The sequence below is a fragment of the Brevibacterium iodinum ATCC 49514 genome, assembly GCF_900169265.1.
GTDB classification, from domain to species: Bacteria; Actinomycetota; Actinomycetes; order Actinomycetales; family Brevibacteriaceae; genus Brevibacterium; species Brevibacterium iodinum.
Map to the genome: position 1 here is coordinate 128,318 of NZ_FXYX01000004.1, position 22,850 is coordinate 151,167.

The 22,850-nt window shown below is 64.6% G+C and carries 22 protein-coding genes; 12 read left to right on the top strand and 10 right to left on the bottom strand.

All coding sequences use genetic code 11. The features are described 5' to 3' along the window. The first annotated feature begins 184 nt into the window (after window positions 1–184). The 3 genes from fdxA to BI49514_RS05355 all read left to right on the top strand — a co-directional run bounded on the left by fdxA (window position 185) and on the right by BI49514_RS05355 (window position 3,154). A complete protein-coding gene (gene fdxA / locus BI49514_RS05345) occupies window positions 185–511 on the top strand; it encodes a ferredoxin (RefSeq protein ID WP_101544909.1) in 327 nt (108 codons plus the stop codon). Window positions 512–514: 3 nt separating this feature from the next. Continuing rightward, window positions 515–1,636 carry a succinyldiaminopimelate transaminase gene (dapC, locus tag BI49514_RS05350; protein WP_101544911.1) on the top strand — a complete coding sequence of 374 codons (1,122 nt, stop codon included), beginning with the start codon at window positions 515–517 and terminating at the stop codon, window positions 1,634–1,636. 234 nt (window positions 1,637–1,870) lie between these two features. After that, on the top strand, window positions 1,871–3,154 hold the full coding sequence (locus tag BI49514_RS05355; RefSeq protein WP_101544913.1) for a citrate synthase: 1,284 nt from the start codon (window positions 1,871–1,873) through the stop codon (window positions 3,152–3,154). 676 nt (window positions 3,155–3,830) lie between these two features. Here the strand turns inward: BI49514_RS05355 and dapD are convergent. Next, entirely contained in the window at window positions 3,831–4,775 is a 945-nt protein-coding gene (gene dapD / locus BI49514_RS05360; RefSeq protein ID WP_101544914.1) for a 2,3,4,5-tetrahydropyridine-2,6-dicarboxylate N-succinyltransferase, read from the bottom strand. A 41-nt stretch (window positions 4,776–4,816) separates the two neighbouring features. On the opposite strand from dapD, the gene dapE reads away from it, so the two are divergent. The 6 genes from dapE to BI49514_RS05390 all read left to right on the top strand — a co-directional run bounded on the left by dapE (window position 4,817) and on the right by BI49514_RS05390 (window position 9,639). Next, a complete protein-coding gene (gene dapE / locus BI49514_RS05365; protein WP_101544916.1) occupies window positions 4,817–5,983 on the top strand; it encodes a succinyl-diaminopimelate desuccinylase in 1,167 nt (388 codons plus the stop codon). 5 nt (window positions 5,984–5,988) lie between these two features. Then, window positions 5,989–6,852, top strand: coding sequence for an LOG family protein (locus tag BI49514_RS05370; protein WP_101544918.1), 864 nt, complete (start codon window positions 5,989–5,991; stop codon window positions 6,850–6,852). Next, complete coding sequence (folP, locus tag BI49514_RS05375; RefSeq protein ID WP_208634980.1) at window positions 6,849–7,748, top strand: dihydropteroate synthase; 900 nt, start codon at window positions 6,849–6,851, stop codon at window positions 7,746–7,748. The genes BI49514_RS05370 and folP overlap by 4 nt, the downstream gene beginning before the upstream one ends. Before the next feature lie 35 nt (window positions 7,749–7,783). Continuing rightward, window positions 7,784–8,119, top strand: coding sequence for a DivIVA domain-containing protein (locus tag BI49514_RS05380; protein WP_101544920.1), 336 nt, complete (start codon window positions 7,784–7,786; stop codon window positions 8,117–8,119). Continuing rightward, window positions 8,116–9,351: a hypothetical protein gene (locus tag BI49514_RS05385; RefSeq protein WP_101544922.1), complete on the top strand. Its 1,236-nt coding sequence runs from the start codon at window positions 8,116–8,118 to the stop codon at window positions 9,349–9,351. Before BI49514_RS05380 ends, BI49514_RS05385 begins: the two co-directional genes overlap by 4 nt. A gap of 117 nt (window positions 9,352–9,468) precedes the next feature. After that, on the top strand, window positions 9,469–9,639 hold the full coding sequence (locus BI49514_RS05390) for a DUF3117 domain-containing protein (protein WP_101544924.1): 171 nt from the start codon (window positions 9,469–9,471) through the stop codon (window positions 9,637–9,639). Between the two features lie 78 nt (window positions 9,640–9,717). Here BI49514_RS05390 and BI49514_RS05395 read toward each other — a convergent pair whose 3' ends face one another. Both BI49514_RS05395 and BI49514_RS05400 read right to left on the bottom strand, forming a co-directional pair. Then, window positions 9,718–10,353, bottom strand: a complete 636-nt coding sequence (locus tag BI49514_RS05395) for an O-methyltransferase (RefSeq protein ID WP_101544926.1) — start codon at window positions 10,351–10,353, stop codon at window positions 9,718–9,720. A 36-nt stretch (window positions 10,354–10,389) separates the two neighbouring features. Next, window positions 10,390–10,722 (bottom strand): MGMT family protein, encoded by a 333-nt coding sequence (locus BI49514_RS05400; protein WP_101544928.1) that lies wholly within the window; start codon window positions 10,720–10,722, stop codon window positions 10,390–10,392. Between the two features lie 82 nt (window positions 10,723–10,804). On the opposite strand from BI49514_RS05400, the gene BI49514_RS05405 reads away from it, so the two are divergent. Beyond that, window positions 10,805–11,260, top strand: coding sequence for a twin-arginine translocase TatA/TatE family subunit (locus BI49514_RS05405; RefSeq protein ID WP_101544929.1), 456 nt, complete (start codon window positions 10,805–10,807; stop codon window positions 11,258–11,260). A gap of 96 nt (window positions 11,261–11,356) precedes the next feature. On the opposite strand, the gene BI49514_RS05410 is transcribed toward BI49514_RS05405, so the two are convergent. From BI49514_RS05410 to BI49514_RS05425, 4 genes are all read right to left on the bottom strand, one after another. Continuing rightward, complete coding sequence (locus BI49514_RS05410; RefSeq protein ID WP_101544931.1) at window positions 11,357–12,778, bottom strand: polysaccharide deacetylase family protein; 1,422 nt, start codon at window positions 12,776–12,778, stop codon at window positions 11,357–11,359. Between the two features lie 4 nt (window positions 12,779–12,782). Further along, on the bottom strand, window positions 12,783–13,904 hold the full coding sequence (locus tag BI49514_RS05415; protein WP_101544933.1) for an Mrp/NBP35 family ATP-binding protein: 1,122 nt from the start codon (window positions 13,902–13,904) through the stop codon (window positions 12,783–12,785). 69 nt (window positions 13,905–13,973) lie between these two features. Further along, window positions 13,974–14,522 (bottom strand): DUF1003 domain-containing protein, encoded by a 549-nt coding sequence (locus BI49514_RS05420; RefSeq protein ID WP_101544934.1) that lies wholly within the window; start codon window positions 14,520–14,522, stop codon window positions 13,974–13,976. A gap of 2 nt (window positions 14,523–14,524) precedes the next feature. Next, window positions 14,525–15,799: a magnesium transporter MgtE N-terminal domain-containing protein gene (locus BI49514_RS05425; RefSeq protein WP_101544936.1), complete on the bottom strand. Its 1,275-nt coding sequence runs from the start codon at window positions 15,797–15,799 to the stop codon at window positions 14,525–14,527. Window positions 15,800–16,015: 216 nt separating this feature from the next. Here BI49514_RS05425 and BI49514_RS05430 point away from each other — a divergent pair, with 216 nt between their 5' ends. Beyond that, window positions 16,016–17,941 carry a calcineurin-like phosphoesterase C-terminal domain-containing protein gene (locus tag BI49514_RS05430; protein ID WP_101544937.1) on the top strand — a complete coding sequence of 642 codons (1,926 nt, stop codon included), beginning with the start codon at window positions 16,016–16,018 and terminating at the stop codon, window positions 17,939–17,941. A gap of 110 nt (window positions 17,942–18,051) precedes the next feature. Here BI49514_RS05430 and BI49514_RS05435 read toward each other — a convergent pair whose 3' ends face one another. Together BI49514_RS05435 and BI49514_RS05440 are read right to left on the bottom strand one after the other, a co-directional pair. Next, window positions 18,052–19,143 carry a P1 family peptidase gene (locus BI49514_RS05435; RefSeq protein ID WP_101544939.1) on the bottom strand — a complete coding sequence of 364 codons (1,092 nt, stop codon included), beginning with the start codon at window positions 19,141–19,143 and terminating at the stop codon, window positions 18,052–18,054. Next, window positions 19,143–20,669 (bottom strand): aminopeptidase P family protein, encoded by a 1,527-nt coding sequence (locus tag BI49514_RS05440; RefSeq protein WP_101544940.1) that lies wholly within the window; start codon window positions 20,667–20,669, stop codon window positions 19,143–19,145. Before BI49514_RS05440 ends, BI49514_RS05435 begins: the two co-directional genes overlap by 1 nt. Before the next feature lie 78 nt (window positions 20,670–20,747). Here BI49514_RS05440 and BI49514_RS05445 point away from each other — a divergent pair, with 78 nt between their 5' ends. Continuing rightward, window positions 20,748–21,605, top strand: coding sequence for a PHP domain-containing protein (locus tag BI49514_RS05445; protein WP_101544941.1), 858 nt, complete (start codon window positions 20,748–20,750; stop codon window positions 21,603–21,605). Window positions 21,606–21,647: 42 nt separating this feature from the next. Here the strand turns inward: BI49514_RS05445 and BI49514_RS05450 are convergent, their stop codons facing one another. Then, window positions 21,648–22,799, bottom strand: a complete 1,152-nt coding sequence (locus tag BI49514_RS05450) for an acyltransferase (RefSeq protein WP_101544942.1) — start codon at window positions 22,797–22,799, stop codon at window positions 21,648–21,650. Window positions 22,800–22,850: the final 51 nt, after the last annotated feature.

The following is a 22,850-nucleotide window of genomic DNA, read 5'->3' on the forward strand; positions in this document are numbered from 1 at the left end:
CCTTCCTCCGCGAAATTGATGCCCTCCCACCCTATGACACGCACGTCCCGGTCGGGTACAGGCGTGGGCGGGGATGTCAGATGCAATGCGAATCACTTGAGACCGGTGGTCACGGGAATCGGGCGAAGGCGTATTGTGGGATGTATATGCGCACCATCTGTGAGTCTTTCGAGGAGTCAGCCCAGTGACGTACATCATTGCCCAGCCCTGTGTCGACCTCAAGGACAAGGCCTGCATCGACGAATGCCCCGTCGACTGCATCTACGAGGGCGAACGCAGCCTGTACATCCACCCCGACGAATGCGTCGACTGCGGTGCGTGCGAACCGGTATGCCCCGTCGAGGCCATCTTCTATGAGGACGATGTGCCCGATGAGTGGGAAGACTACTACAAGGCCAACGTCGAATTCTTCGATGACCTCGGTTCGCCCGGCGGTGCCGCGAAGCTCGGCAACACCGGCAAGGACCATCCGATCATCTCCGCCCTGCCGCCGCAGAACCACGACGACTGACCGATGACGAACGCCTTCGGACTCAACCTCCCGGACTACCCCTGGGACCGTCTCACGGAATACCGTGACCGGGCCGCCGAGCATCCCGACGGAGTGTGCGACCTTTCCATCGGCACTCCGGTCGACCCCACCCCCGAGGTGATCCGGCGTGCGCTGTCGGACGCAGGGGATGCGCACGGCTACCCGACGACTGCCGGCACAGCACAGCTTCGTGAAGCCGTCGCCTGGTGGTACGAGAACTGGCATTCGGTTCAGCTCGATCCCGCCACGGAGATCCTGCCGACTGTGGGCTCGAAGGAGCTCGTAGCCTGGCTGCCGGCCCTGTTGGGACTGCGCGAGCGAGGACTGGCCGTCGCCTGTCCCTCCGCCGCCTACCCGACCTACGAGATGGGTGCGACGATCGCTGGTGTCGAATGCCGCCGCCTCGACGCCGCGCAGATCGTCGACGGGGAGTCATTGGACGGTGTCGGTCTGCTGTGGATCAACACGCCGAGCAACCCGACCGGTGAGGTCCTCGACGTCGACACCCTCGCCGAGGTGGTTCGCCGTGCTCGTGCCGCCGGAGTCGTCGTCGCATCAGACGAATGCTACGGACTGCTCAATTGGGAATCCGATGAGCCGGCGCCGAGCGTACTTGCGGCCACGGGGGAGTCGAACGCCGGTGTGCTGAGTGTGTACTCGATGTCGAAGCAGTCGAACCTCGCCGGCTACCGCGCGGCGTTCGTCGCCGGTGATGCCGAGCTCATCTCCGATCTCACCCGCTCACGCAAGCACGCGGGAATGATCGTGCCGTTCCCGATTCAGGAAGCCATGGTCGCCGGACTCCGCGACACCGAACACGTGCTGGCGCAGAAGGAGACCTACCGGTCACGGCGCGAGCAGCTGCGAACTGGCCTCGAAGAGTACGGATTCCGCATCGACCATTCGACTGCCGGTCTCTACCTGTGGTCGACCGCGGACAAGAACTGCTGGGAGTCCCTGGCTGACCTTGCCGAACTCGGCATCGTGGCGGGTCCCGGCGAGTTCTACGGAGCGGCGGCTGCCGACCATGTGCGGATTGCGCTGACCGCCACCGACGAACGCATTCGAGCCGCGGCCGAGCGTCTTCGGGCTGCTGCGAAATGATTGCGGGGGTGGGACACCGTGCGCGGAAGTTGCCGGTTTCCGAGCGTCCGCTAAGTTCCTGCTCAGACTTCATTCAGGGCGAAAAACTGTTATCTGCCCTGTTCAGACGTATTACCAACCAGTAAATGAAGCGTGCAGTGATTTTTTGATTCCCGCAGTTGTCGGTAGTCTTTTAAAGAACTGTGCAAAACACCTCAGGAAGTTCTTGGGGTCGGTCAACGGTGAGGAGATCGAATGACTTCGGAGGCGAACCTCAGGATCGCTGATACGGAGCTGACACTGCCCGAGGTGTCAGCAACAGCGGGCAACAACGGATACCGTATCGGTTCTCTGCTCAAAGAGACCGGCGCGGTCACATACGATCCAGGGTTTGCCAACACTGCAACCACCTCGTCGTCCATCACCTACATCGATGGTGACAACGGTGAGCTGCAGTACCGCGGTTACCCGATCGAACAGCTCGCGGAACAGTCGAACTTCGTCGAAGTCTGCTACCTCCTCATCTACGGTGAGCTGCCGACTCAGGAACAGTACGATGCCTTCGACGCTCGCCTGCGCGGACACACCATCGTCCACGAGGACCTGCGGCGCTTCTTCCGTGCGTTCCCGTACGACGCTCATCCGATGCCTATGGTTGCAGCTGCCGTCGCGGCTTTGTCGACGTTCTACCAAGATGACCTCGATGTCTTTGACGAAGACCAGATCGACACCTCGTCTTTCCGTCTGCTCGCGAAAATGCCGACCATCGCGGCACTTGCGCATCGGAAGAACATGGGCCTGCCGGTCATCCACCCGGATAACTCGCTGAGCCTCGTGGAGAACTTCCTGCGAGTGAACTTCGGCGTTCCCGCTGAGGAATACGAACCGGATCCGCTGGCGGTCAAGGCCATGGATCAGCTGTTCATCCTCCACGCCGATCACGAGCAGAACTGCTCGACCTCGACGGTTCGCCTCGTCGGCTCGTCGCAGGCCAACGTGTTCCAGTCGATCTCGGCCGGCGTCAACGCTCTGGCCGGACCGCTGCACGGCGGCGCGAACTCCGCAGTGCTTGAGATGCTCGAGCAGATCGCGGCCTCCGATGACGGACCGAAGAAGTTCATGGAACGCGTGAAGAACAAGGAAGACGGCGTTCGTCTCATGGGCTTCGGTCACCGCGTGTACAAGAACTACGATCCGCGCGCGAAGATCATCAAGAAGACGGCTGACGAGGTTCTCGCCCGGTCCGGCGGCGACCCGCTGCTCGAATTGGCTCAGCAGCTCGAAGAGATCGCGCTGGCCGACGACTACTTCGTCGAGCGCAAGCTCTACCCGAACGTCGACTTCTACACGGGCCTCATCTACAAGGCTCTCGGATTCCCGACGAATATGTTCACCGTGCTCTTCTCGGTCGGTCGCCTGCCCGGCTGGATCGCCCAGTGGCGCGAGATGATCAAGGACCCCGAGACGAAGATCGGCCGTCCCCGCCAGATCTACACGGGCGAATACAACAGGAACTACAAGGACATCAGCGAACGCTGAGTCCCGGCGGACGCAACGGCGTCGGAGCAGACTCGTCTGCCCGGCGCCGTTGTGCATTCACCCCCGGCACAGTCGTAACTTTCCAGGTCCGTCCCGCGCTGCCGCCCTTTTCCCGCCCGCACCGGTTGAGCCACTGTGCGCTGGTGTTGGCTTCTCCTACATGTACTTGGGCATGCGTCACCGTTGGTGCCACAACCTCCTGCAGGAACGCGTTGATGTGCCAGTGCCGGTGGGGTATGCGGGGCTTCCTGGCGAAGAACCGTCGAAGGCACGCTGCTGCTGCAGCTGCCAGCGCCCTCGCCGCTGGTGGCTGTTCATACAGCTGCTTGAGCATCCATCACCCTTCGTGCCACAACCTCCTGCAGGAACGGGGCGTTTTGGCACGCGCGAGATGTTTTGCCACCAGCAGGGTGACTCGCCGCGAAGAGCGTGGGGCGGCTCAGGCGAAGCCGCAGAAGTGGTGGATAGGGATTGACTCGGAGGGTGAACGCACGGGCGTGAATGCGCTGAGGGCGCGTCCACATGATGTGAACGCGCCCTCGGTTGCTCAGCGCAGGCGATTCGGCTACAGCCAACTCGCCAGCTCAGCGCTACGACGACGCAGCGCCGAAGCGCCGTAACGCCGCAACTCCGCAGTGCCGCGGCGCGGTGTCGCTGCGAACAGCCAGCCTGGCGATCAGTGCAGGTCGGGGTTGAGCTCGATGCCCTTTGAGTCGCGAGCGATCGCCTCGACGGTGCCGGTGACCGAATTGCGGCGGAAGAGGATGTTGTTCTTCCCGCTGAGCTCGGCGGCCTTGACCACGGCATCGTCTTCGCCGGGGACCGTCACGCGAGTGCCTGCAGTGATGTAGAGACCGGCTTCGACGATGCAGTCATCGCCGATGGAGATGCCGACACCGGCGTTCGCGCCGAGGAGGCTGCCCGAGCCGATGGAGATGCGGTGCGTGCCGCCGCCGGAGAGCGTACCCATGATCGAGGCTCCGCCGCCGATATCCGATCCGTCTCCGACGACGACGCCCTGGGAGATGCGGCCTTCGACCATGGCCGAACCGAGCGTCCCGGCATTGAAGTTCACGAAGCCTTCGTGCATGACAGTGGTGCCGGGAGCCAGGTGAGCGCCGAGGCGGACACGGTCGGCGTCGGCGATGCGCACACCGGAGGGGATGACGAAGTCCGTCATCCGCGGGAACTTGTCGAGCCCGTACACGGCAACAGGGCCGCGGGCGAGGAGCTTGGCGCGAGTGGCCTCGAAGTCCTCGGGGGAGCAGGCGCCGAAGGAGGTCCACACGACATTGGCGATATGGCCGAAGATTCCGTCGAGGTTGACGTCGTTGGGGGCCACGACGCGGTGGGACAGTGCGTGCAGACGCAGGTAGGCGTCGGCAGCCGAGGCGGGACCGGCGTCGAGATCGATCGTGGTGGTGACGACCTCTGAGCGGGTGCCGCGAGCTTCATCGGTGTCCACCAGGGCGTCGAGACCGTCGTCGGCGGCGCGAGCGGTGGCGGCCGCCTCGGCGGTGTCGTGGGTATCGCCGGTGCTCAGTACCGGGTACCAGACGGAGAGGACGGTGTCGGAATGGATCGTGGCGAGTCCACGTGCGGAAACGATGCGTTCTGTCATGCCTCAAGCCTAGACGGTGGCGCCGTACTAGGCTAAGAGACATGACTGTCGATCCATCTGCTGAGACTGATGCCATATTCGCGCCCGCCGGCGACCTCGGCGAGTACCTGTTCGCCGCGGTGGGTGACCCGGCTGAACTCACCGGCCGACTGTGCGCCATCGAATCCGTGTCCGGGAACGAAGCCGCCCTGGCCGATGCCGTCGTCGCTGTGCTGGAGAGGATCAGCGGGGGTCCGGGGCCGGACCTGGAGATCCTCCGCGACGGAGACACCGTCATCGCTCGCACGGACCTGGGTCTGGCCGAGCGCATCGTCGTCGCCGGCCACCTCGACACCGTTCCCGTCGAAGACAACCTTCCGCCCGTTCGCACCCACATGTCCGGAGACGAGTACCCCGATGATGAGGTCATCTGGGGGCGGGGCGCCTGCGATATGAAGGCCGGAGTGGCGATGCAGCTGTCCACCGCGGCCGCGGTGACCAATCCGAACCGCGATGTCACCTGGGTCTTCTACGACCATGAGGAGGTCGATGCCTCACTCAACGGACTCGGCCGCGTCTCCCGCGACCATCCTGATTGGCTGGCTGGTGACTTCGCGATCCTCGGCGAACCCTCGAACGCCTCCGTCGAAGGCGGCTGCAACGGAACCATCCGCGTCGACGTCACCACCACCGGAGTCCGCGCCCACTCGGCCCGTGCTTTCATGGGCGTCAACGCCATCCACGCCGCCGCCGAGATCCTCACCCGGCTCGCCGAATTCGAGACCGGCACCGTCACGGTCGATGGGCTCGACTACCGCGAATCCCTGTCCGCCGTGAACATCCGCGGGGGAGTCGCCGGCAACGTCGTGCCCGACGAGTGCGTGGTGTCCGTGAACTACCGCTTCGCTCCGAGCAAGTCGGCCGCCGAGGCGGAATCCTTCCTGCGCGAGCTGTTCACCGGTTTCGACGTCGTCGTCACCGATGCCGCCGAGGGGGCCCGCCCCGGACTCGACAGGGCGATCGCCCAGGACTTCATCGACACACTCGGACTGTCCCCGGCACCGAAGCTCGGCTGGACGGATGTGTCCCGATTCAGCGCACTCGGCGTTCCGGCGGTGAATTTCGGTCCCGGCAACCCTCTGTACGCCCATAAGTCGGATGAGCATGTGAGAGTCACCGAGGTGGAGCAGGCCACCGCAACTCTGCGCAGCTACCTTCAGGGCCGGTGAACGAGATGACCAGAGCGACAGACGACGTCGACGGCGAGCTTTCGAGTGCTCCCGGGCGCCTTTCTGCCGACGATCCGACAGGCGACCGGGGAGACGACCCAACAGGTGACCCGGGCTTCTACAGCAAGGGTCCGCTCCGGCTGAGCGGTGACCAGGTGCCGGAGACGACGACAGACCAGCGCCTCCTCGAATCGAAGTCGGGCACCGACTGGGCGCATGAGGACCCGTGGCGTGTCATGCGCATCCAAGCCGAGTTCGTCGAAGGATTCGGCTCGCTGGCGGAGATCGGACCGGCAGTGTCGATCTTCGGCTCAGCCCGTCTGAAAGCCGGCACCCAGGCCTATGCGGACACCCGCGAGATCGCTCGCCGCATCGCGAAGAACGGCAATGCGATCATCACCGGCGGGGGCCCCGGAATCATGGAGGCCGGCAACCTCGGTGCCTGCGAGGGCGGGGGAGTGTCCATCGGGCTGGGCATTGAGCTGCCCTTCGAGACCGGACTCAACAAGCATGTCGAACTCGGCGTGAATTTCCGCTACTTCTTCGTCCGCAAGACCATGTTCCTCAAATACTCGCGCGGATTCGTCGTCATGCCCGGCGGCATGGGTACTCTGGACGAGCTGTTCGAGGCCTTCACCATGGTCCAGACCGGCAAGATCACCTCATTCCCGATCGTGCTGTTCGGGACCGACTACTGGCGCGGGCTCGTCGACTGGATGCAGAACACTCTGCTGGCCGCGGGGACGATCAGCGAAGCCGACCTGCACATGTTCACCCTCACCGATGACATCGACGAAGTCGTCGCCGCGATCGGACCGGGACGCGGCCAGGAGTCGGCCGCGACGAATCCTGCGAACGGCCGACCATGAGGGGCGACATCTCATCAGTGCCGGAGGGCGAACGGTTCGATCTCGCCCGGGCTCGGCCCGGAACCCCGGCGATCATGGCCGTGATCAACCGCACCACAGATTCGTTCTACGAATCCGCTGCCACGCTCGAGGAGGCGATCACGGCAGTGGAGGCGGCCGCCTCGGCGGGTGCTCAGATCGTCGATATCGGGGGAGTGCGCGCCGGCCGCGGACGGGAGATCTCCGTGGCCGAGGAGATCGACCGCGTGTGCCCGACCGTCGAGGCCGTCGCAAGATCCCACCCGCACGTGCTCATCAGCGTCGACACCTGGCGTCATGAAGTCGCCGAGGCCGCCTGCCGGGCCGGTGCGGGACTGCTCAACGACACCTGGGCCGGGATCGACCCGAAGCTCGCCGAGGTGGCCGCCCGACATGATGCCGGCATCGTCTGCTCCCACACAGGGGGATTGGATCCGCGCACCGACGCCCACCGCAACCGCTATGGCCTGCAGGCCGGTGACGTCGTCGATTCCACCTTGGCAGGCGTCATCGACCTCGCCGAGGCGGCGCGTGCAGCAGGGGTGCGCGAAGACCGGATCATCATCGATCCCACTCCCGACTTCGGGAAGAACACGTACCACTCGCTTCGTCTGCTGCGCGAACTCGACCGGTTCGCCGCGACCGGCTATCCGGTGCTGCTGGCGATCTCACGCAAGGATTTCGTCGGTGAGGCCATCGGTGAGGTCGCCCCGTCGGACCGGTTGTACGGAACGATCGCCGCGACCGCGCTGGCCATCGAGAAGGGAGCCGCGATGATCCGCACCCACGATGTCAAGGCTACTGCCGACGCCATCGACGTGACCGTGGCAATCACCGGTGAAGCGGCGCCGAGACACACCGTGCGCGGACTGCGCTGAGCATTCCGTGCAGGCGCCTATGTGAAAATGGGGGCATGCCTCTGTGGATTGTCATCGGTGTCGCAGCTGCGGTCTTCGTCCTCGTATTCGTCGTCGCAGCGACCTTCAACGTCTTCTCTTCAGAAACCGTCGACGAGGCCGAAGAGAGCTGGACCGGGCTGCCGGCGGAATTCACCGTCAAGGACCTGGAATCGGTGCGGTTCCGGCCCGCTCTGCGCGGCTACCGGATGGAAGACGTCGACGCGGCCATGGCGATGCTGCGGGTACGCCTGAGCGAACTCGAGACCGCAGCCGCCCCCGCCGAGGCGGCACCGCCCACCAGCCCGACAACCGCACCTGACGGACCGGAAACGGCTGCCGGACCACGATGAGCCGCCCCGCAGACCTGCCAGGAATCACCCTCGCCCCCGAAGTCTTCGACTCCTCCCGTTTCAGCCGCCTCGGCGCACTGTTCATGGCTCTGCCGGTATGGCTGCAGGCCGTGGCAGTGTACTTCGCCTCCCGTGTCGTGAGCATGTCGATCTTCGCCGCAGTCCTCAAACGGCAGGACCCGGCGAACTGGTCGTCGTCGCCTGTGACGACGACGCTCAATGACTTCCTCAACTTCTGGGACGGCGGCTGGTACGGGCGCGTCGCCGAAGAGGGCTATCCTCGCATCCTGCCCGTGGACGACTCCGGAGCGGTTGCGGAGAACCAGTGGGCGTTCTATCCGCTGCACCCCTCGATCGTGTCCACTCTGGCCGATCTTACGGGGCTGAGCTACGAGGTCATCTCGCCGATCGTGTCCACGATCGCCGCCGGTTTGGCCTCGATCGTCATCCTCCACCTCTTCCGGAAGTACGTCGACGACGGTCAGGCGCTGATGGGTCTGGCGCTCGTGATGTTCTTCCCGCCGGCCGCGATCTTCTCCACCGGCTATGCCGAATCACTGACCCTCCTGCTGCAGGCATCGGCGCTCTTCCTCGTCGTCGAACGCCGCTATCTCACCGCGCTGCCGGTCGTGGTCTTCATGGATCTGTCGCGACCGATCGGTGTGGCGTTCTCGTTCTTCATGCTCTTCCACCTCATCGACCGCTTCCTCCGTCGCCGCAGCGATCCGTACCCGACCGGCGAAGTGATCCGGTCCTGGACCCTGGGCGTGCTCTCCTGCGCAGCGGCCCTCATCCACCCGATCCATGCCTGGTGGGCAACGGGATCGCTGACGGCCTACACCGACACCGAGGCGGCCTGGCATACCGGTGAGACCATGTTCGTCGTCCAGTGGGTGGCACGGTCGATCAGCCTCATCGGTCCGCTCGGTCCGGTGCTGCTCGTCATCGTCGTCGCGGGAATGCTTGCGCTGATCTTCTCCCCGGCTGGAGCGCATATGGGGCGGACGCTGCAGCTGTTCTGCCTCGGCTACGGCCTGTATCTGCTTATCTTCTTCAATCCGCAGACCTCCACCCTGCGTCTGCTGATGCCGTTGTTCCCGCTGGCCCTGACGCTGTCGCTGGTGCGCTCACGAGGCTATCGGGCCGCGATGCTGGTGGCCTATATCCTGTTTCAGATCGTGTGGGTCGCCTACCTGTGGCACTTCACTCCGCCTGCTGATCTGCCGCCGTGACCGTCCGGTGGGCGGGAGAGTTACCGGGAACGCGCGGATCGTGGAATAATCGTAGGTACATCATTCGGTCCACCTGGTGTGAACCGTCTTTGAATGACCACGGAAGGAAGAGCCCATATGGCAGCCCAGAAACCCCGCACCGGCGACGGACCTCTGGAAGTGACCGAAGAAGGCCGAAGCATGGTGATGCGGCTTCCAGTCGAAGGCGGAGGCCGTCTGGTGATCGAACTCAGCAGAGATGAAGCCACCGGACTCCACGACACTCTCGCCCAGACCCTGAAGCTCTGAGCCGACGGCCGCAGAACACGGCCGGACGGAGACACACGAACAGCAGAGACTTACCTGTAAGTCTCTGCTGTGCTCGCTTCACCGGGTCTTCTGCAGCAGCAGCAGCCCTTCTCCGATGGGCAGCAGCACCCGCTCGAGGTGCTCCTGTTCGGCGATGCGATTGAGCATGCTCCGTGCGGCCTGGGTCCGGGGACTGCGATCGACGGGATCGGCGACGGCGCCCTTGAGCAGAGTCTTGTGGATGACCAGCAGGCCCTGGGCATCGAGCAGTCGGAGAGAGGGTTGGATCATCCTCTCCAAGTTGCCCGGCTCCACGTCGATGAAGACCATGTCATAGGCCGAAGGCGCAAGGCGATTGAGAACCTCTTCGGCCCGACCGCTCATCAGCCGCAATCGCCCCGGCCGGATTCCGGCCATGTCGACGAGGTCACGAGCTGCGCTCTGGGTCGTCGAATTCGTGTCGATCGACGTCAGTATCCCGGCGGTCGGCATCCCGCGCAGAAGTGACAGCGTCGACGTTCCCACACCGGTACCGACCTCGACGGCCGCGACCGGGGTGAGCAGTCGGGCCAGCAGCGTCAGCGTCCTCGCCGTGGTTTGGGACACCGGTGCGATCCCGAACTCATGAGAGTGGGTGCGAGCGGCGTCGAGCAGCGGATCGGGACCGTTGTACTGTTCTGAGAAGGTGAGATCACCTGCATTTTTGCGTGCCAACCGGCCCCTCCCTTCTGGTGCTGAGTTCTCCCAAGTCTAACCGCAATCGGGGTCGATTCCGTGGCTGCGCCACAGCCCATCGAGTTCTTCGACATCGAGGAATGCCGCGCGTTGGACCCGCTCATGAGAATGCGGTGTGCCCTCCTCTTCCCAGTGGACGCGGGCGCGGGCGAAGATCTCGGGCGGTAGGATCCCCGCCGCGTTGACGACTCGCCACCAAGTGACGTTCGATCCGAATTCCCGCATCACCCGTCCGACATAGCGGGGTGAGCAGTCGGCTACGGCGCCGACTGTCCCGTAGGCGACGACGCGTGCGGCGGGTACGAGTTCGATGATGCGCAGCACCCGTTCGACGGCTATCTCGTCCACTGCACCTCCCGGCAGGATCGGGATGTCGAACCTGAGCTGACCATGAGTCGATGCTACCGCCGTCCACGGTAGACTTGAGGCCATGTTCGGTATCAACGGCACCGAAATGGTGATTCTGGTCGTTGTGGCGTTGGTCGTCATCGGACCCAAACGCCTGCCCGGATACGCTCAGAAGCTGCGTGATTTCGTGCGGCAGATGCGTCGCATGGCCGAAGGCGCGAAAGACAGCGTTCGACGCGATTTCGGCGACGACTTCAAGGATGTGGACTGGCAGAAGCTCGATCCGCGCCAGTACGATCCGCGCCGCATCGTACGTGAGGCACTGGTCGAAGAGGATGCGGCCATCCGCGAGTCCAAACGTCAGGAACCGGCCTCTCAGCAATCGTCATCGGCTGAGTCCTCCGGTGCTGCCCTGTCCACTCAGACCGACACCGAGGCGGCCCCCACCCGGGAGCAGTCACCCATCGAACGGTTCCAAGCTCAGGCCAGCCTGCGCGACCGTTCCGCTGCGGCACCGTTCGATCCCGAAGCCACCTGAGCCACCCCGTAAGCCACCCTCGAAGTCACCTGGGGCTGAGGCCGACGGCGTCTGTTGGGAATGTTGCATTCCCGCCTCCGTGCAAGCGTCAGTGGCTCAGTTCTTCATCACCGCGGGATGTTCGGGATTCGAGCACAGCTCATCGCCGTATCCGCGGCAGAAGTACGACCCGCCCTTCTTCCACTCGATCCCGGAGAAGAGCTCTCGCACCGTCACTGGGTAGAGGCCTTTGTCCGCCACGGCCGAGAACACCTGCGGGGCAGCCTTCGCGGTCGACGGATGGATGGAATGCATGAGCACGATCGATCCGGGGCGAGTCAGTGACTGCACGCGTCGGACCGTCTTCTTCGCATCTCTGTGCTGCCAGTCTCCGGTATCGACGTCCCAGATGATCGCAGGGCCGCCCAGAGCGTGTGCTGAGCGTTTGTCGAGGGCACCGTACGGTGGACGGACGAGGGGCTCGTCCTTCACTCCGACCGAGCGCAGCGACCTGTCGGTCCGGTCGAGCTCTCTGCGGAGCGTCGCCGATGCGGTCTTGTCCATCTGCACATGCGAGAACGTGTGATCGTCGACTTCATGGCCAGCGGAGATGATCCGCTCGGCCACCTCCGGGGAACTGTCTGTGTTCTTCCCGAGGAAGAAGTATGTCAGACGGATGTTCGCCTCATCGGCTGCGTCGAGGATCGCCTGTTCGGTCTTCGTCTCTCCGGGACCGTCATCATAGGTCAGCGCGACACAGGGCAGCAGCGCACAGGAGAAGTCGGGGGAGCGCAGATCGAACGGCTGCGGCAGTTCGAGACTGCTGTGCAGCGCCTTCTGGACTCGGTCGCCGATCGAGGACAGATCGGTGTCGGAGACCGCAGCGTCATTGATCGTCAGCGTGCCGGTGTCATCGGCTCCGACAGCTGCCGGGTCGACCGGTGCGGCGAAGAGCCGGCGGGCATTGACTGTGCTGTCGTGGGCGAGATCGGTCAGCAGCAGTCTTGTCTGCGGATGCGGCGACTGAATATCGACTGCGGTGACGACGAATTTCCCGCCGCTTGCCAGCACCCTGGTGCTGATGTCGATGGCACGCGGGTCTACTCGAGACGCTGGCGCGTCAGCGATGCTGGTCTGTGCTGGTGTGAAAGCCGTCGTCGACCACCTGTGGACAGGTGCTGTCTGAACGGGATCGAACGCGGCGCGATCGGCGAAGCCTCCGGAATCGTCGATCAGGGACAGCACATGATCTTCGATCGCCGCATTCAACGAGGCGGCCGTGGGCAGACCGAAGGTGTGGACGTCCAGTCGAGGCGTGCGTTTGTCCGAGACGAGCGCGTAGCTGCGCAGCTCTGCGGAGAGAGCGTCCCGGTTCTCGGCGGCGATCGTTCGCTGCGCGGGTTCCACCGACCGTCCGGGGGTGGGGTCATCTCGAAGCGCAGTGACGACAGCCCCGGCCAAGAGGACGAGAGCGGTCAGAGCGCTGAGGCCGGCGAAGACAGAGTAGACGAGGGTATCGCGAGGGGAGAGAGGAGACACCGACTCAGACCGGGCTCAGTCCCAAGGATCTGCCGGACAGGCCGCGACTGCGTCGCCGCAGCGACTCCGCAAGGGTGTCGAAAGCCCTTGCCGCAGGCGAATCGGGATTGCCGAGCACGACCGGGGTACCCGCGTCCGAACCTTCCCGCAGACGAGTGTCCAAGGGGATCTGAGCGAGCAGCGGAACCTCCTGGTCGAGGGTGGCGGCGAGGTTCTCGGCCACGCTGGCGCCTCCGCCGGAGCCGAACACCTCCATCCGGGTGCCGTCGGGCATCTCCATCCATGACATGTTCTCGATGACTCCCGCCAAGGTCTGCTTCGTCTGTGTGGCGATGGATCCCGCGCGTTCGGCTACCTGGGCGGCCGCCGACTGCGGTGTGGTGACGACGAGGAGTTCGGATTCGGGCAGCAGCTGAGCCACGGAGATCGCGATATCGCCCGTGCCGGGAGGCAGATCGAGCAGGAGCACGTCGAGGTCGCCCCAGAACACATCGGTGAGGAACTGCTGCAGAGCGCGATGGAGCATGGGACCGCGCCAGACGACGGCCTGGCTCGGCGGGACGAACATGCCGATGCTCATCACCTTCACGTCGTGGGCGACCTGGGGCAGGATCATCTCATCGACTCGGGTCGGCTTGCCGGAGAGACCGAGCATGCCGGGGATGGAGAAGCCGTAGATATCGGCATCGACGATGCCGACGCGCAGGCCCTTGTCCGCCAGGGACACGGCAAGGTTCGCGGTCACCGACGATTTTCCGACTCCGCCTTTTCCGGACGCGACGGCATAGACCTTCGTCAGCGATTCCGGGCGATTGAAGGGGACATCGCGGGCGCCGGAGCCCTGCAGCTTCTCCTTCATCTCCTTGCGCTGTTCGGGCGTCATCGTGCCCAGAACGACAGCCACCTCGGCGACCCCGTCGACACCGGCCACCGCAGCCTTGGTGTCTTTGGTGATCGTGTCCTTCAGCGGGCACCCGGCGATCGTGAGGAGAACTGTGACGGTGACCTTGCCGCCTTCGATCACGATCGATTCGACCATATCGAGTTCGATGATGCTGCGGCGGATCTCAGGGTCGATGACCCCGGTCAGCGCCTCTCTCACGGCGTCCTCAGAGGGACCAGTCATGCCCACGTCCTTTCCTTCCCGGAACAGTGCTCCCGGGCCATCAACACTACCGCTTCGGCGGGCGTCTCGTCATCCGCCTCGAGGGCCGCCTCGGCGCTTTTCGGAGGCCCGGGGATCGACCTTGTCGGTCCCGCTTTCGTCCTGTCTTTCCTCCTCGAGCTCCTTGAGCAGATCCTTGAGCTCGGAGCGGATGAAGTCACGAGTGGCGACCTCACGCATGGCGATGCGCAGCGCCGCCACCTCTCGTGCGAGGTACTCGGTATCGGCCAGGTTGCGTTCGGCGCGCTGCCGATCGTGTTCGAACTCGACGCGGTCCCGGTCGGTGCTGCGGTTCTCCGCGAGCAGGATCAGCGGCGCGGCATAAGAGGCCTGAAGGGACAGGATGAGGGTCAACAGGGTGAAGTTGAGCGACCGCGGGTCGAACTGCCACGATTCCGGCAGCAGGGTGTTCCACAGCAGCCACACCGCACAGAAGACCGTCATCCCGACGAGGAACGCGGGAGTGCCCATGAACCGGGCGAAGGCTTCGGCTCCGCGTCCGAAAGTCTCGGGGGAGACGGTGAAGCTCGGCAGTCGGCGCTTGCTCGACCGCGGAATCTCGAAATCATCGACGGCCATATCTACCCCCTGCTGCGATCGTCTCGACCGGTGGTTCGCCAGTCCTCGGGCAACAGCTCGTCGAGGACGTCATCGACGGTGACCACACCGACGAGGCGATCGTTGTCGTCGGTGATCGGCACCGACACCAGATTGTACGCGGCCAGCAGCTTCGCCACCTCGCCGAGCGGAGTCTCCGGCGACAGCGGCTCGACCTCGGTGTCGAGCATGATGCCCACGGCCTCGTGCGGCGGATGACGCAGCATCTCCTGGATGTGGACGAGCCCCAGATATTTGCCAGTCGGGGTCTCCACCGGCTGCCTGCAGACGAAGACCGCGGCAGCCAGCGCCGCAGGGAGGTCTTCCCGTCGGACATGGGCCAGCGCCTCGGCGACAGTGGCTTCCGGGGTGAGGATGACCGGTTCGGTCGTCATCAGACCGCCGGCTGTGTCATCGTCGTACGCCAGAAGCGTACGCACATCTTCGGCCTCATCCGGTTCCATCAGAGTCAGGAATCGTTCGGCCTGTTCATCACTGAGCTCGCCGAGGAGGTCGGCCGCATCGTCTGGAGCCATCTCTTCGAGCACGGTCACGGCTCGTTCGGTTTCGAGTCCGGTGAGGATCTCGATCTGGGTCTCGGCCGGCAGCTCCTCGACGACATCGGCAAGGCGTTCGTCATCGAGGGCTCGGGCCACCTGGAGGCGGCGAGCGGCGTTCATCTCGAAGAGCACATCGGCGAGGTCGGCAGGCTTCGTGTCCTGATAAGCGGCGATGAGCTGCGTGGCTTCCTGATCGACCTCGGAATCCACAGGATGGTCGGCATCCGTCCAGTCGATCTGCTTGGTCTCGCCGCGGCGTCGGAACGCGGCGAAGGCGCTGCGTTCGGGCACACGACGCACGAACAGTCTGGTGACCTCCCAGTCCTTGTTCACCTGCTGTTCGATGCCGACGTCCTCGACGAGCACCGGTGAGTTGTCCTCGCGCAGACGAAGCCGTCGGTCGAGCAGGTCATTCATCACCAGGGTCTCGGATTCACGCTGTTCGAAGCGGCGCATATTCACCAGGCCGGTCGTGATGACCTGGCCGGAGTCGATCGCGGTGACCCGGCCCATCGGCACGAATACGCGGCGACGGCCCGGCACTTCGACGACGAGGCCGATGACTCGCGGGAACTGACGCATCGTCGCACGATAGACGACGACGGCGTCACGGACACGGCCCACCTGATCGCCGAGAGGGTCGAACACGGGGGCGGAGACGAGTCGGGCGACGAAGACTCTTTTCGGTGGACCACTCATGTTCTCAGACTACGTGGTGCGTGGAGTCTTCAGTGACCGCCTCCATGAATTGAATAGAGATCACATTCGCGGGCGGTGAACGAAGTGGGCGTCGGGTTCCACTCGGCCTCTTCTCCTATTCATCAAGCCGTCCTGTCTGCGTCATCTCGTTGTCGCCTCGTCTCCCTAGGGTCATTTCTCGGCAGAACCCGCCATAGTCGAATACAGGAGAAATCCATGCAGACACGTCGAATCCGCCCGCGCACCGCTGCCGCAGGCTTGGGAGCCTGTGCCGCGCTCTCGCTCTTCGCCCCGCTTCTCTCGCCGACCTCGGCGACGGCCGCGGACGCACCGGCTGAACTCTACGAAGGCCACGTCCAGGTCGACCGCGACAAGGCCGACGATCCGAAGAAGTTCACCGGTCAGGTCTTCGACGACGTCAACGAGAACTCGAAGCTCGATGGTGATGAGCAGGGCATCTCCGGTGTTGCGGTGAGCAACGGAGTCGACGTCGTCCAGACGGACGGAGACGGACGCTACGAGCTGCCCGTGCGAGACAACATGACCGTCTCGATCACTCAGCCCTCCGGCTGGCAGGTTCCCGTCGATGAGGACAAGGTCGCACAGTTCAGCTACAACCACCTGCCCGAAGGCTCCGGTGACCTCGAATACGGCGGCATCGAACCGACCGGGGACACGCCGAAGGCCGTCAACTTCCCGATGATCGAATCGCAGGCCTCGGCGAAGGGCGAGCAGAACTGCCCAATCGCCTCCGACACCCAGGCCTATGACAAGACAGAGATGGGCTACGCCCGCGACGGGGCCGTCGGAGACCTCGCCGACCGCAATGACTACGGCGCCTGCGGAGTGCTGCTGCTCGGGGACAACGTCGGTGACGACCTCAGCCTCAACGATGAACTGCGCGATATCTACTCCCAGATGAACGGACCCGTGCGCGTGGCCCCGGGCAACCATGACCAGGACTACGACGCGGTCGACGACGCTCACGCCCTCGACACGTTCCGTGACCAGTTCGGTCCCTCATACTTCTCCTACGACGTGGGCAAAACCCACTTCGTCGTCCTCGACAGCATCGAATACGAGGGCAAGGCGAACAGGAAGAAGTACAAGGAGAAGATCAGTCAGGATCAGCTGACCTGGCTGGAGAACGATCTGAAGAACGTGCCGAAGAACGCGCAGGTCGTCGTCGCCACCCACGCGCCGATCCTCACGCACAAAGAGGTCGTCGTCGACAATGCGAAGGACTTCTACGACGTCATCTCCGACTACCCGAACGCCGTGACCGTCGGCGGACACACGCACACTCAGGAGAACCTCGTCGCTGGCGAGACGCGGAAGGAATGGGCTGCAGCCGGGATCGAGAAGCTGCCGAATACGCAGATCGTCGCCGGTGCCGTCTCCGGCGACTGGTACTCCGGCGGCCTCAACGCCGACGGGCTGCCGTACTCGTTCACTCAGGACGCTTCGGAACCGGGCGTGCTCACCCTCGAATACGACGGTGCTTCGCGCAGCGAACGCTACACCGTGCGCAACGAATCCGACGACCATCAGCTGCTGCTCGGCGTGAACTCGCCAGAGTGGCGTGACTGGGCGCAGAAGGCCCAGGAGTGGCAGGACGCGGACAAGGAGGGCACTGCTCCGAAGGAGATCTCCGAACGCGTCGTCACCCGCGAGGACCTCAAGCAGGGCGAGACCTGGCTGACCTCGAGCTTCCTCGCCGGCACCTCGGACGCACGAGTCGAGGTCAGCTTCGACGGCAAAGCGCCGAAGCAGTCCGAGCACACTCAGCCGGGCAAAGGCGAAGCCCTGGCCAAGGGCTGGGAATACACCGATCCGTACACGGCGTCACAGAACCTGCGCACCTCCGGCAATGTGGGCCAGTCGAGCTCGCACCTGTGGCGGACCGAAATCCCCTCGAACCTCGACCTGGGCACCCACACCGCCGAGGTGACCGGAACCGACCGCTACGGTCGTGACTTCACCGAGTCGGTCCGGTTCACCGTGGTCGAGGATGAGGCCGCCGCGAAGACCGAATCGCAGAAGCTGCTGCGTCAGGATGGCTTCGATGCTCAGCAGAAGAAGGAAGTCCGAGACCCGAAGGGTCTCGACTCCGAAGAGGCTCAGTCGGCTCGCAACGACTGACCGCTGAAGAAGGAGCTGCAGCTCCGGGCAGGTGTCGGATGATGGCGCTTGGAAGCTGCGGAGAACTGCGAGGAGCGGGGCCCGCCGAACGGCGGGCCCCGTCTCCGTGATCAGAGAGCGTTGAACTCCGAGGTGAAATCCGGTGCGATCTCGCTCAGCGTCGGCGGCTGCCCCCAAGCGCTGTCGACGGGTGTCGCCGAAACATGGGCGTCGAGGATCGCCAAGCTCAGCGCATCGGCCGCCGCCGCGGAGATCATCACGAGCTCTCGGGTGGCGGCGTCACGATCGGTGGGCAGATCCTGCGCTCCGGTGGCGATGCCGAAGACCGTGTCGCCGTCGAAGAGGGTGTGCGAGGGCTGCACAGCTCGCGAGATGCCCGCGTGCGCACCCGATGCCATCCGCGTGATCTGCGCCGTATCGAGGCGTGCATCGGTTGCGACGATCGCAATCGTCGTGTTCTTCGCGGCAGTCCCCGGGGCCGGCGGCGGAGTGGCGGGGAGACTCAGCACCTTCGGCAGATCGAGACCGATCGAGCGCAGCAGCGGGTCCAACCACAGACCGCCCGACGGCGTGCCGATCGTTCCCAGCGAATTCGCCACTACGAGGGCCGCGACTGTGGTTCCGCTGGGCAGCCGGACGGCATAGGATCCGAGCCCGCCGCGCACACTCTGGAACCCGGACCGGGCTCCGACGCCTGCCCCGATGCTGCCTCGGACCTCGTCTGTCCTCCCGGACAGCGCCGCTCGTGTCGCCTCGGCCCCTTCGTCCGGTCTCGGCGGTGACACGGAACCGTTTCCGCGGCCGAGGTCGAAGATCGCGGCCGCGGGAACGAGCGGAATGACCGCATCGGCAAGTCCGGGAGCAGGGAATCCGAGCCCCGCCTCGGCGAGGGTGTCTACGACTCCGGAGACGGCACCCAGCCCGAACGCGGATCCGCCGGTGAGGACGATGGCATCGGCACCATAAGAATGTGTTCCCGGCGCAATGACATCGGTCTCACGGGTGGCGGGACCGCCCCCGCGGACATCGACGCCGACGGTCGAACCAATCGGGGGCAGCACGGTGGTGATCCCCGTCAGCCGGCGGTCGGTGAACTCACCTGCATGGCCGATGCGGATACCGGGGATCTCGAGGACTCCGCCCCCGCGGAACGGGCCGGGCCGTGCCTGGGGGCGCGAACCGCGCGCGGTCTCCCAGGTCATCAGCGGTCCTGGGGCCGGCTCTGCACCCAGGCCTCGATCTCGGCGCGGCTGCGGGGGAAGTCGCCCGAGAGATTCTCCACTCCGTCGGCGGTGACGAGGACGTCGTCCTCGATGCGGACACCGTTGCCGCGGAACTCCTCGGGCAGGAGCAGGTCGTCTGACTTGAAGTACAGTCCGGGTTCGATGGTGAAGACCATTCCCGGTTCTATAGTTGCGTCCAAGTACATCTCCGCTCTCGCCTGTGCACAATCATGGACGTCGAGGCCGAGGTGATGACTGGTGCCGTGGACCATCCACCGACGGTGCTGCTGTCCTTCCGGTGACAGCGAAACGGCGGCGGAGACCGGCAGCACACCGAACTCTTCGAGACGCTTCGCGATGACCTCCATGGCTGCCTCGTGGACCTCACGGAACTTCACAGGACGGTTGGGGTGCTCTGCGGCCACAGCGAACGCGGCATCGGAGGCATCGAGCACGGCATCGTAGATCTTCGCCTGCACCGGAGTGAAGGTGCCCGAAACGGGCAGGGTGCGGGTGATGTCCGCGGTGTAGAGCGAATCGGCTTCGGCTCCGGCATCGACGAGGATGAGGTCACCGTCCCGGACCTGACCGTCGTTGCGAATCCAGTGCAGGGTGCAGGCATTATTGCCCGAGGCGGCGATCGTGTCGTAGCCGACCCCGTTGCCGTCGGAGCGAGCGGCGGTCTCGAACGCGGTCTCGACGACACGCTCACCACGACGGTGTCCGAGTGCCTTCGGCAGCGCAGCCACCACGTTGTCGAAACCGGCGCGGGTGATGGCGACGGCTTCGCGCAGCTGCGCGATCTCGTGGTCGTCCTTGATCAGGCGCAGCTCGGAGAGCAGCTGGGCCAGTTCGGCGTCTCCTGCCTCGGACGTCTCGAGATCGGCCTGGACCTGGGTGCGAGCCAGGTCGATGACTCCGTCGATGCGGGCGTCGGCATGTCGGACGAGGCGCACGGAGATGGCCCCGAGGTCCTTCGTGATGGCGTCGTCGACGGTGGCGGAGCTCTCCGTTGCGATGCCGGTCATGGTGGACATCGCTTCGAGATCGGCACGCGGCCCGACCCAGTACTCTCCGTAGCGGGAATCGGAGAAGAACTCTTCCGTATCGGCACCGGCGCGGGGACGGAAGTACAGCGTCACATCGTGGCCGTCGCCCTCGGGTTCGAAGACGAGCACAGCGTCGGGTTCGGAGTCGGCTTCCAGACCCGTGAGGTGGATGAACGCGGAATGAGCGCGGAAGCGATAATCGGTGTCGTTCGAGCGGACCTTGAGTCCGCCGGCTGGAACGACGAGCCGTTCGCCGGGGAATGCCGCCGAGACCGCGTCCCGACGGGCTGGGGTGAAACTGGCGGCGGCGAGAGCCTCGGCGTTGAGGGGAGTGCGATCCCAACCGGAGGCGACGAAGTCGCGGAAGGCGGCGGAATTCGGGCGATGCGAGCGGTTGTTGACGCGGTCTGCGAGGTCCTGAGTCGAGTCTGGGGTATCTGAGTTCTGCTCTGTCATGCCGCCAGTCTAGACGGGCGGAGTGACATGGTGTGTACACGGGGAAGTCGGAACGACAGATGCAGATAGACTGTGACCATGGTCATCGATCTCCACGTGCACACCGCATTTTCGGACGGGACCCAAACCCCGTCCGAACTCATCTCAGAAGCCTCGATGGAGGGCATCGACGTCGTCGGACTCACCGACCACGACACCACCGCAGGTTGGACCCTTGCCGAAGATGCCGCCCGCGTCTACGGGCTCGGCCTGGTGAGGGGAATGGAGATCTCCTGTCGCTACGAGGGTATCAGCGTGCACCTGCTCTCCTACCTCCACGACCCGTACGATACGGGGCTGGCCGAGGTCGTGCAGGAGACGAGGCGGGCGAGACTCGATCGCACTCGCCTCATCATCGAACGATTGGCCGAAGACTATCCGATCGACATGGATGCGGTCCTCTCCGTCTCGGGAGAGGACGCCACGATCGGACGTCCGCATATCGCCGATGCGCTGGTCGCGGCCGGCGTCGTCGAGTCCCGCACCGAAGCGTTCTCGTCGATTCTGTCCAGCCAGGGAAAATATCATGTGTCCCTGCCGACGATCGATCCGATCACCGCGATCGGGCTGATTCGGGGGGCCGGGGGAGTCTCGGTCTTCGCCCATCCGCGCGCGGCCATGCGCGGTCGGGTAGTGCCCGATTCGGCGATGACCGAATTCATCGCCGCCGGTCTCGACGGACTCGAGGTCGACCATAGGGACAACCCTCCGCAGGAGCGAGAGGCGATGCGACGTCTGGCGCATGAGCACGACCTCATCGTCACCGGCTCCAGCGACTATCACGGCACGGGCAAACCCAACCGCCTCGGCGAGCACGTCACTTCCGACCATATGCTCGCGAAGCTGCTCGAGCGTGCGGCTTCACGGCCCGGCGGGGTCGACTACATCCAGGGCTGAGCCCGGCTCCGAGCTGTGCCAGCCTTCATCTGGCGGCTGAGATCAGCCGAGGATTCGGCGGAGATGGAGTTTTCCCCACGCGAAGCTCAGCGCGTACGACAGAGCCGCCATCAGCGCGAGCAGACCCACATACTGGATGACGAGCAGGATCGGTGCCGCATCGACGTCGAAGAGGCGTTCGAAGAAGAGTTCGAGGAAGAACACGTGGACGAGGAATGCACCGAATGATGCCGTCGCCATGGTCGTGAAGACCTTCTTGGCCCGCTCGCTGAGGCGGATGCGGGAGACGAGGAGGATGACGCTGACCGCGAGTCCGACGATGAGCGGGTTCGCGTTCTCGATCGGATAGGACCGTCGCGACTCCCACCACAGCACGCCGAGTGCCGAGACCGCGAAGAGCAGACAGAACATCCAGATCGGCGGCCGAAGCTCATGCGCGTGATGGATGACGAAGGCCCCGATGACGAAGTACACGACCTGATACGTCGCGAAGCCCCACTTCCACGCATCCTGGTCGGAGCCGATGATCTCGAGGAAGAACGGTGCCCACACCGTCGGTCCGGCGAGGACGAGGGCCAGGGCCGCGAGCTTCCACGGTCGCTGTCCCTTCCAGAACAGGACGAGTGCGCCGAAGACGAGGATGAGCGGAATGTACGCGTAGAGATACCACAAGTGGAAAGCCGGGCGACCGGCCTCGAGGAAGGTGCGGACGAGGTCGTGCCGCACGTCGACCTCATCGGTGTCAAAGAGGTTGAAGCCGAGCACGAAGATGACCGACCAAGCGGCCAGCGGAACGACATGCCGGACGATGCGGTCCCACATCTTCGCTTCGGTGCGCGGAGGTGCACCGGCGAGTACGGCCCAACCGGCGATCATGAAGAACATCGGCACGGCCGAGGGATTGACCGCCTCGGCGAGATGGCCGAGCCACCAAGCGTCGCTGCCCTCATCGGATCGGCCGATGAGGACGCCGCCCGAATGGCCGATCATGACGGTGAGTCCGGCGAGCACTCGCATGACATCGACGTCGTGGCGGTGCGCTTTCGGAGCCTTCGGCTTCGCAGTCGGGGCAGGTGCCGCCGTCGGCTTCTCGGACGGGGCTGGTCCGGCCTTCGGCTCGGCGGGGGAGGTCGATCCGGGTGGGAGCTGCGGGGGACTCGTCGTCCAACCGGCGTGAACCGAACAATGACTCACTCTCGTTCGTATTTGATGACATGGCGTCCGAACATCATCGGTCACAGAATT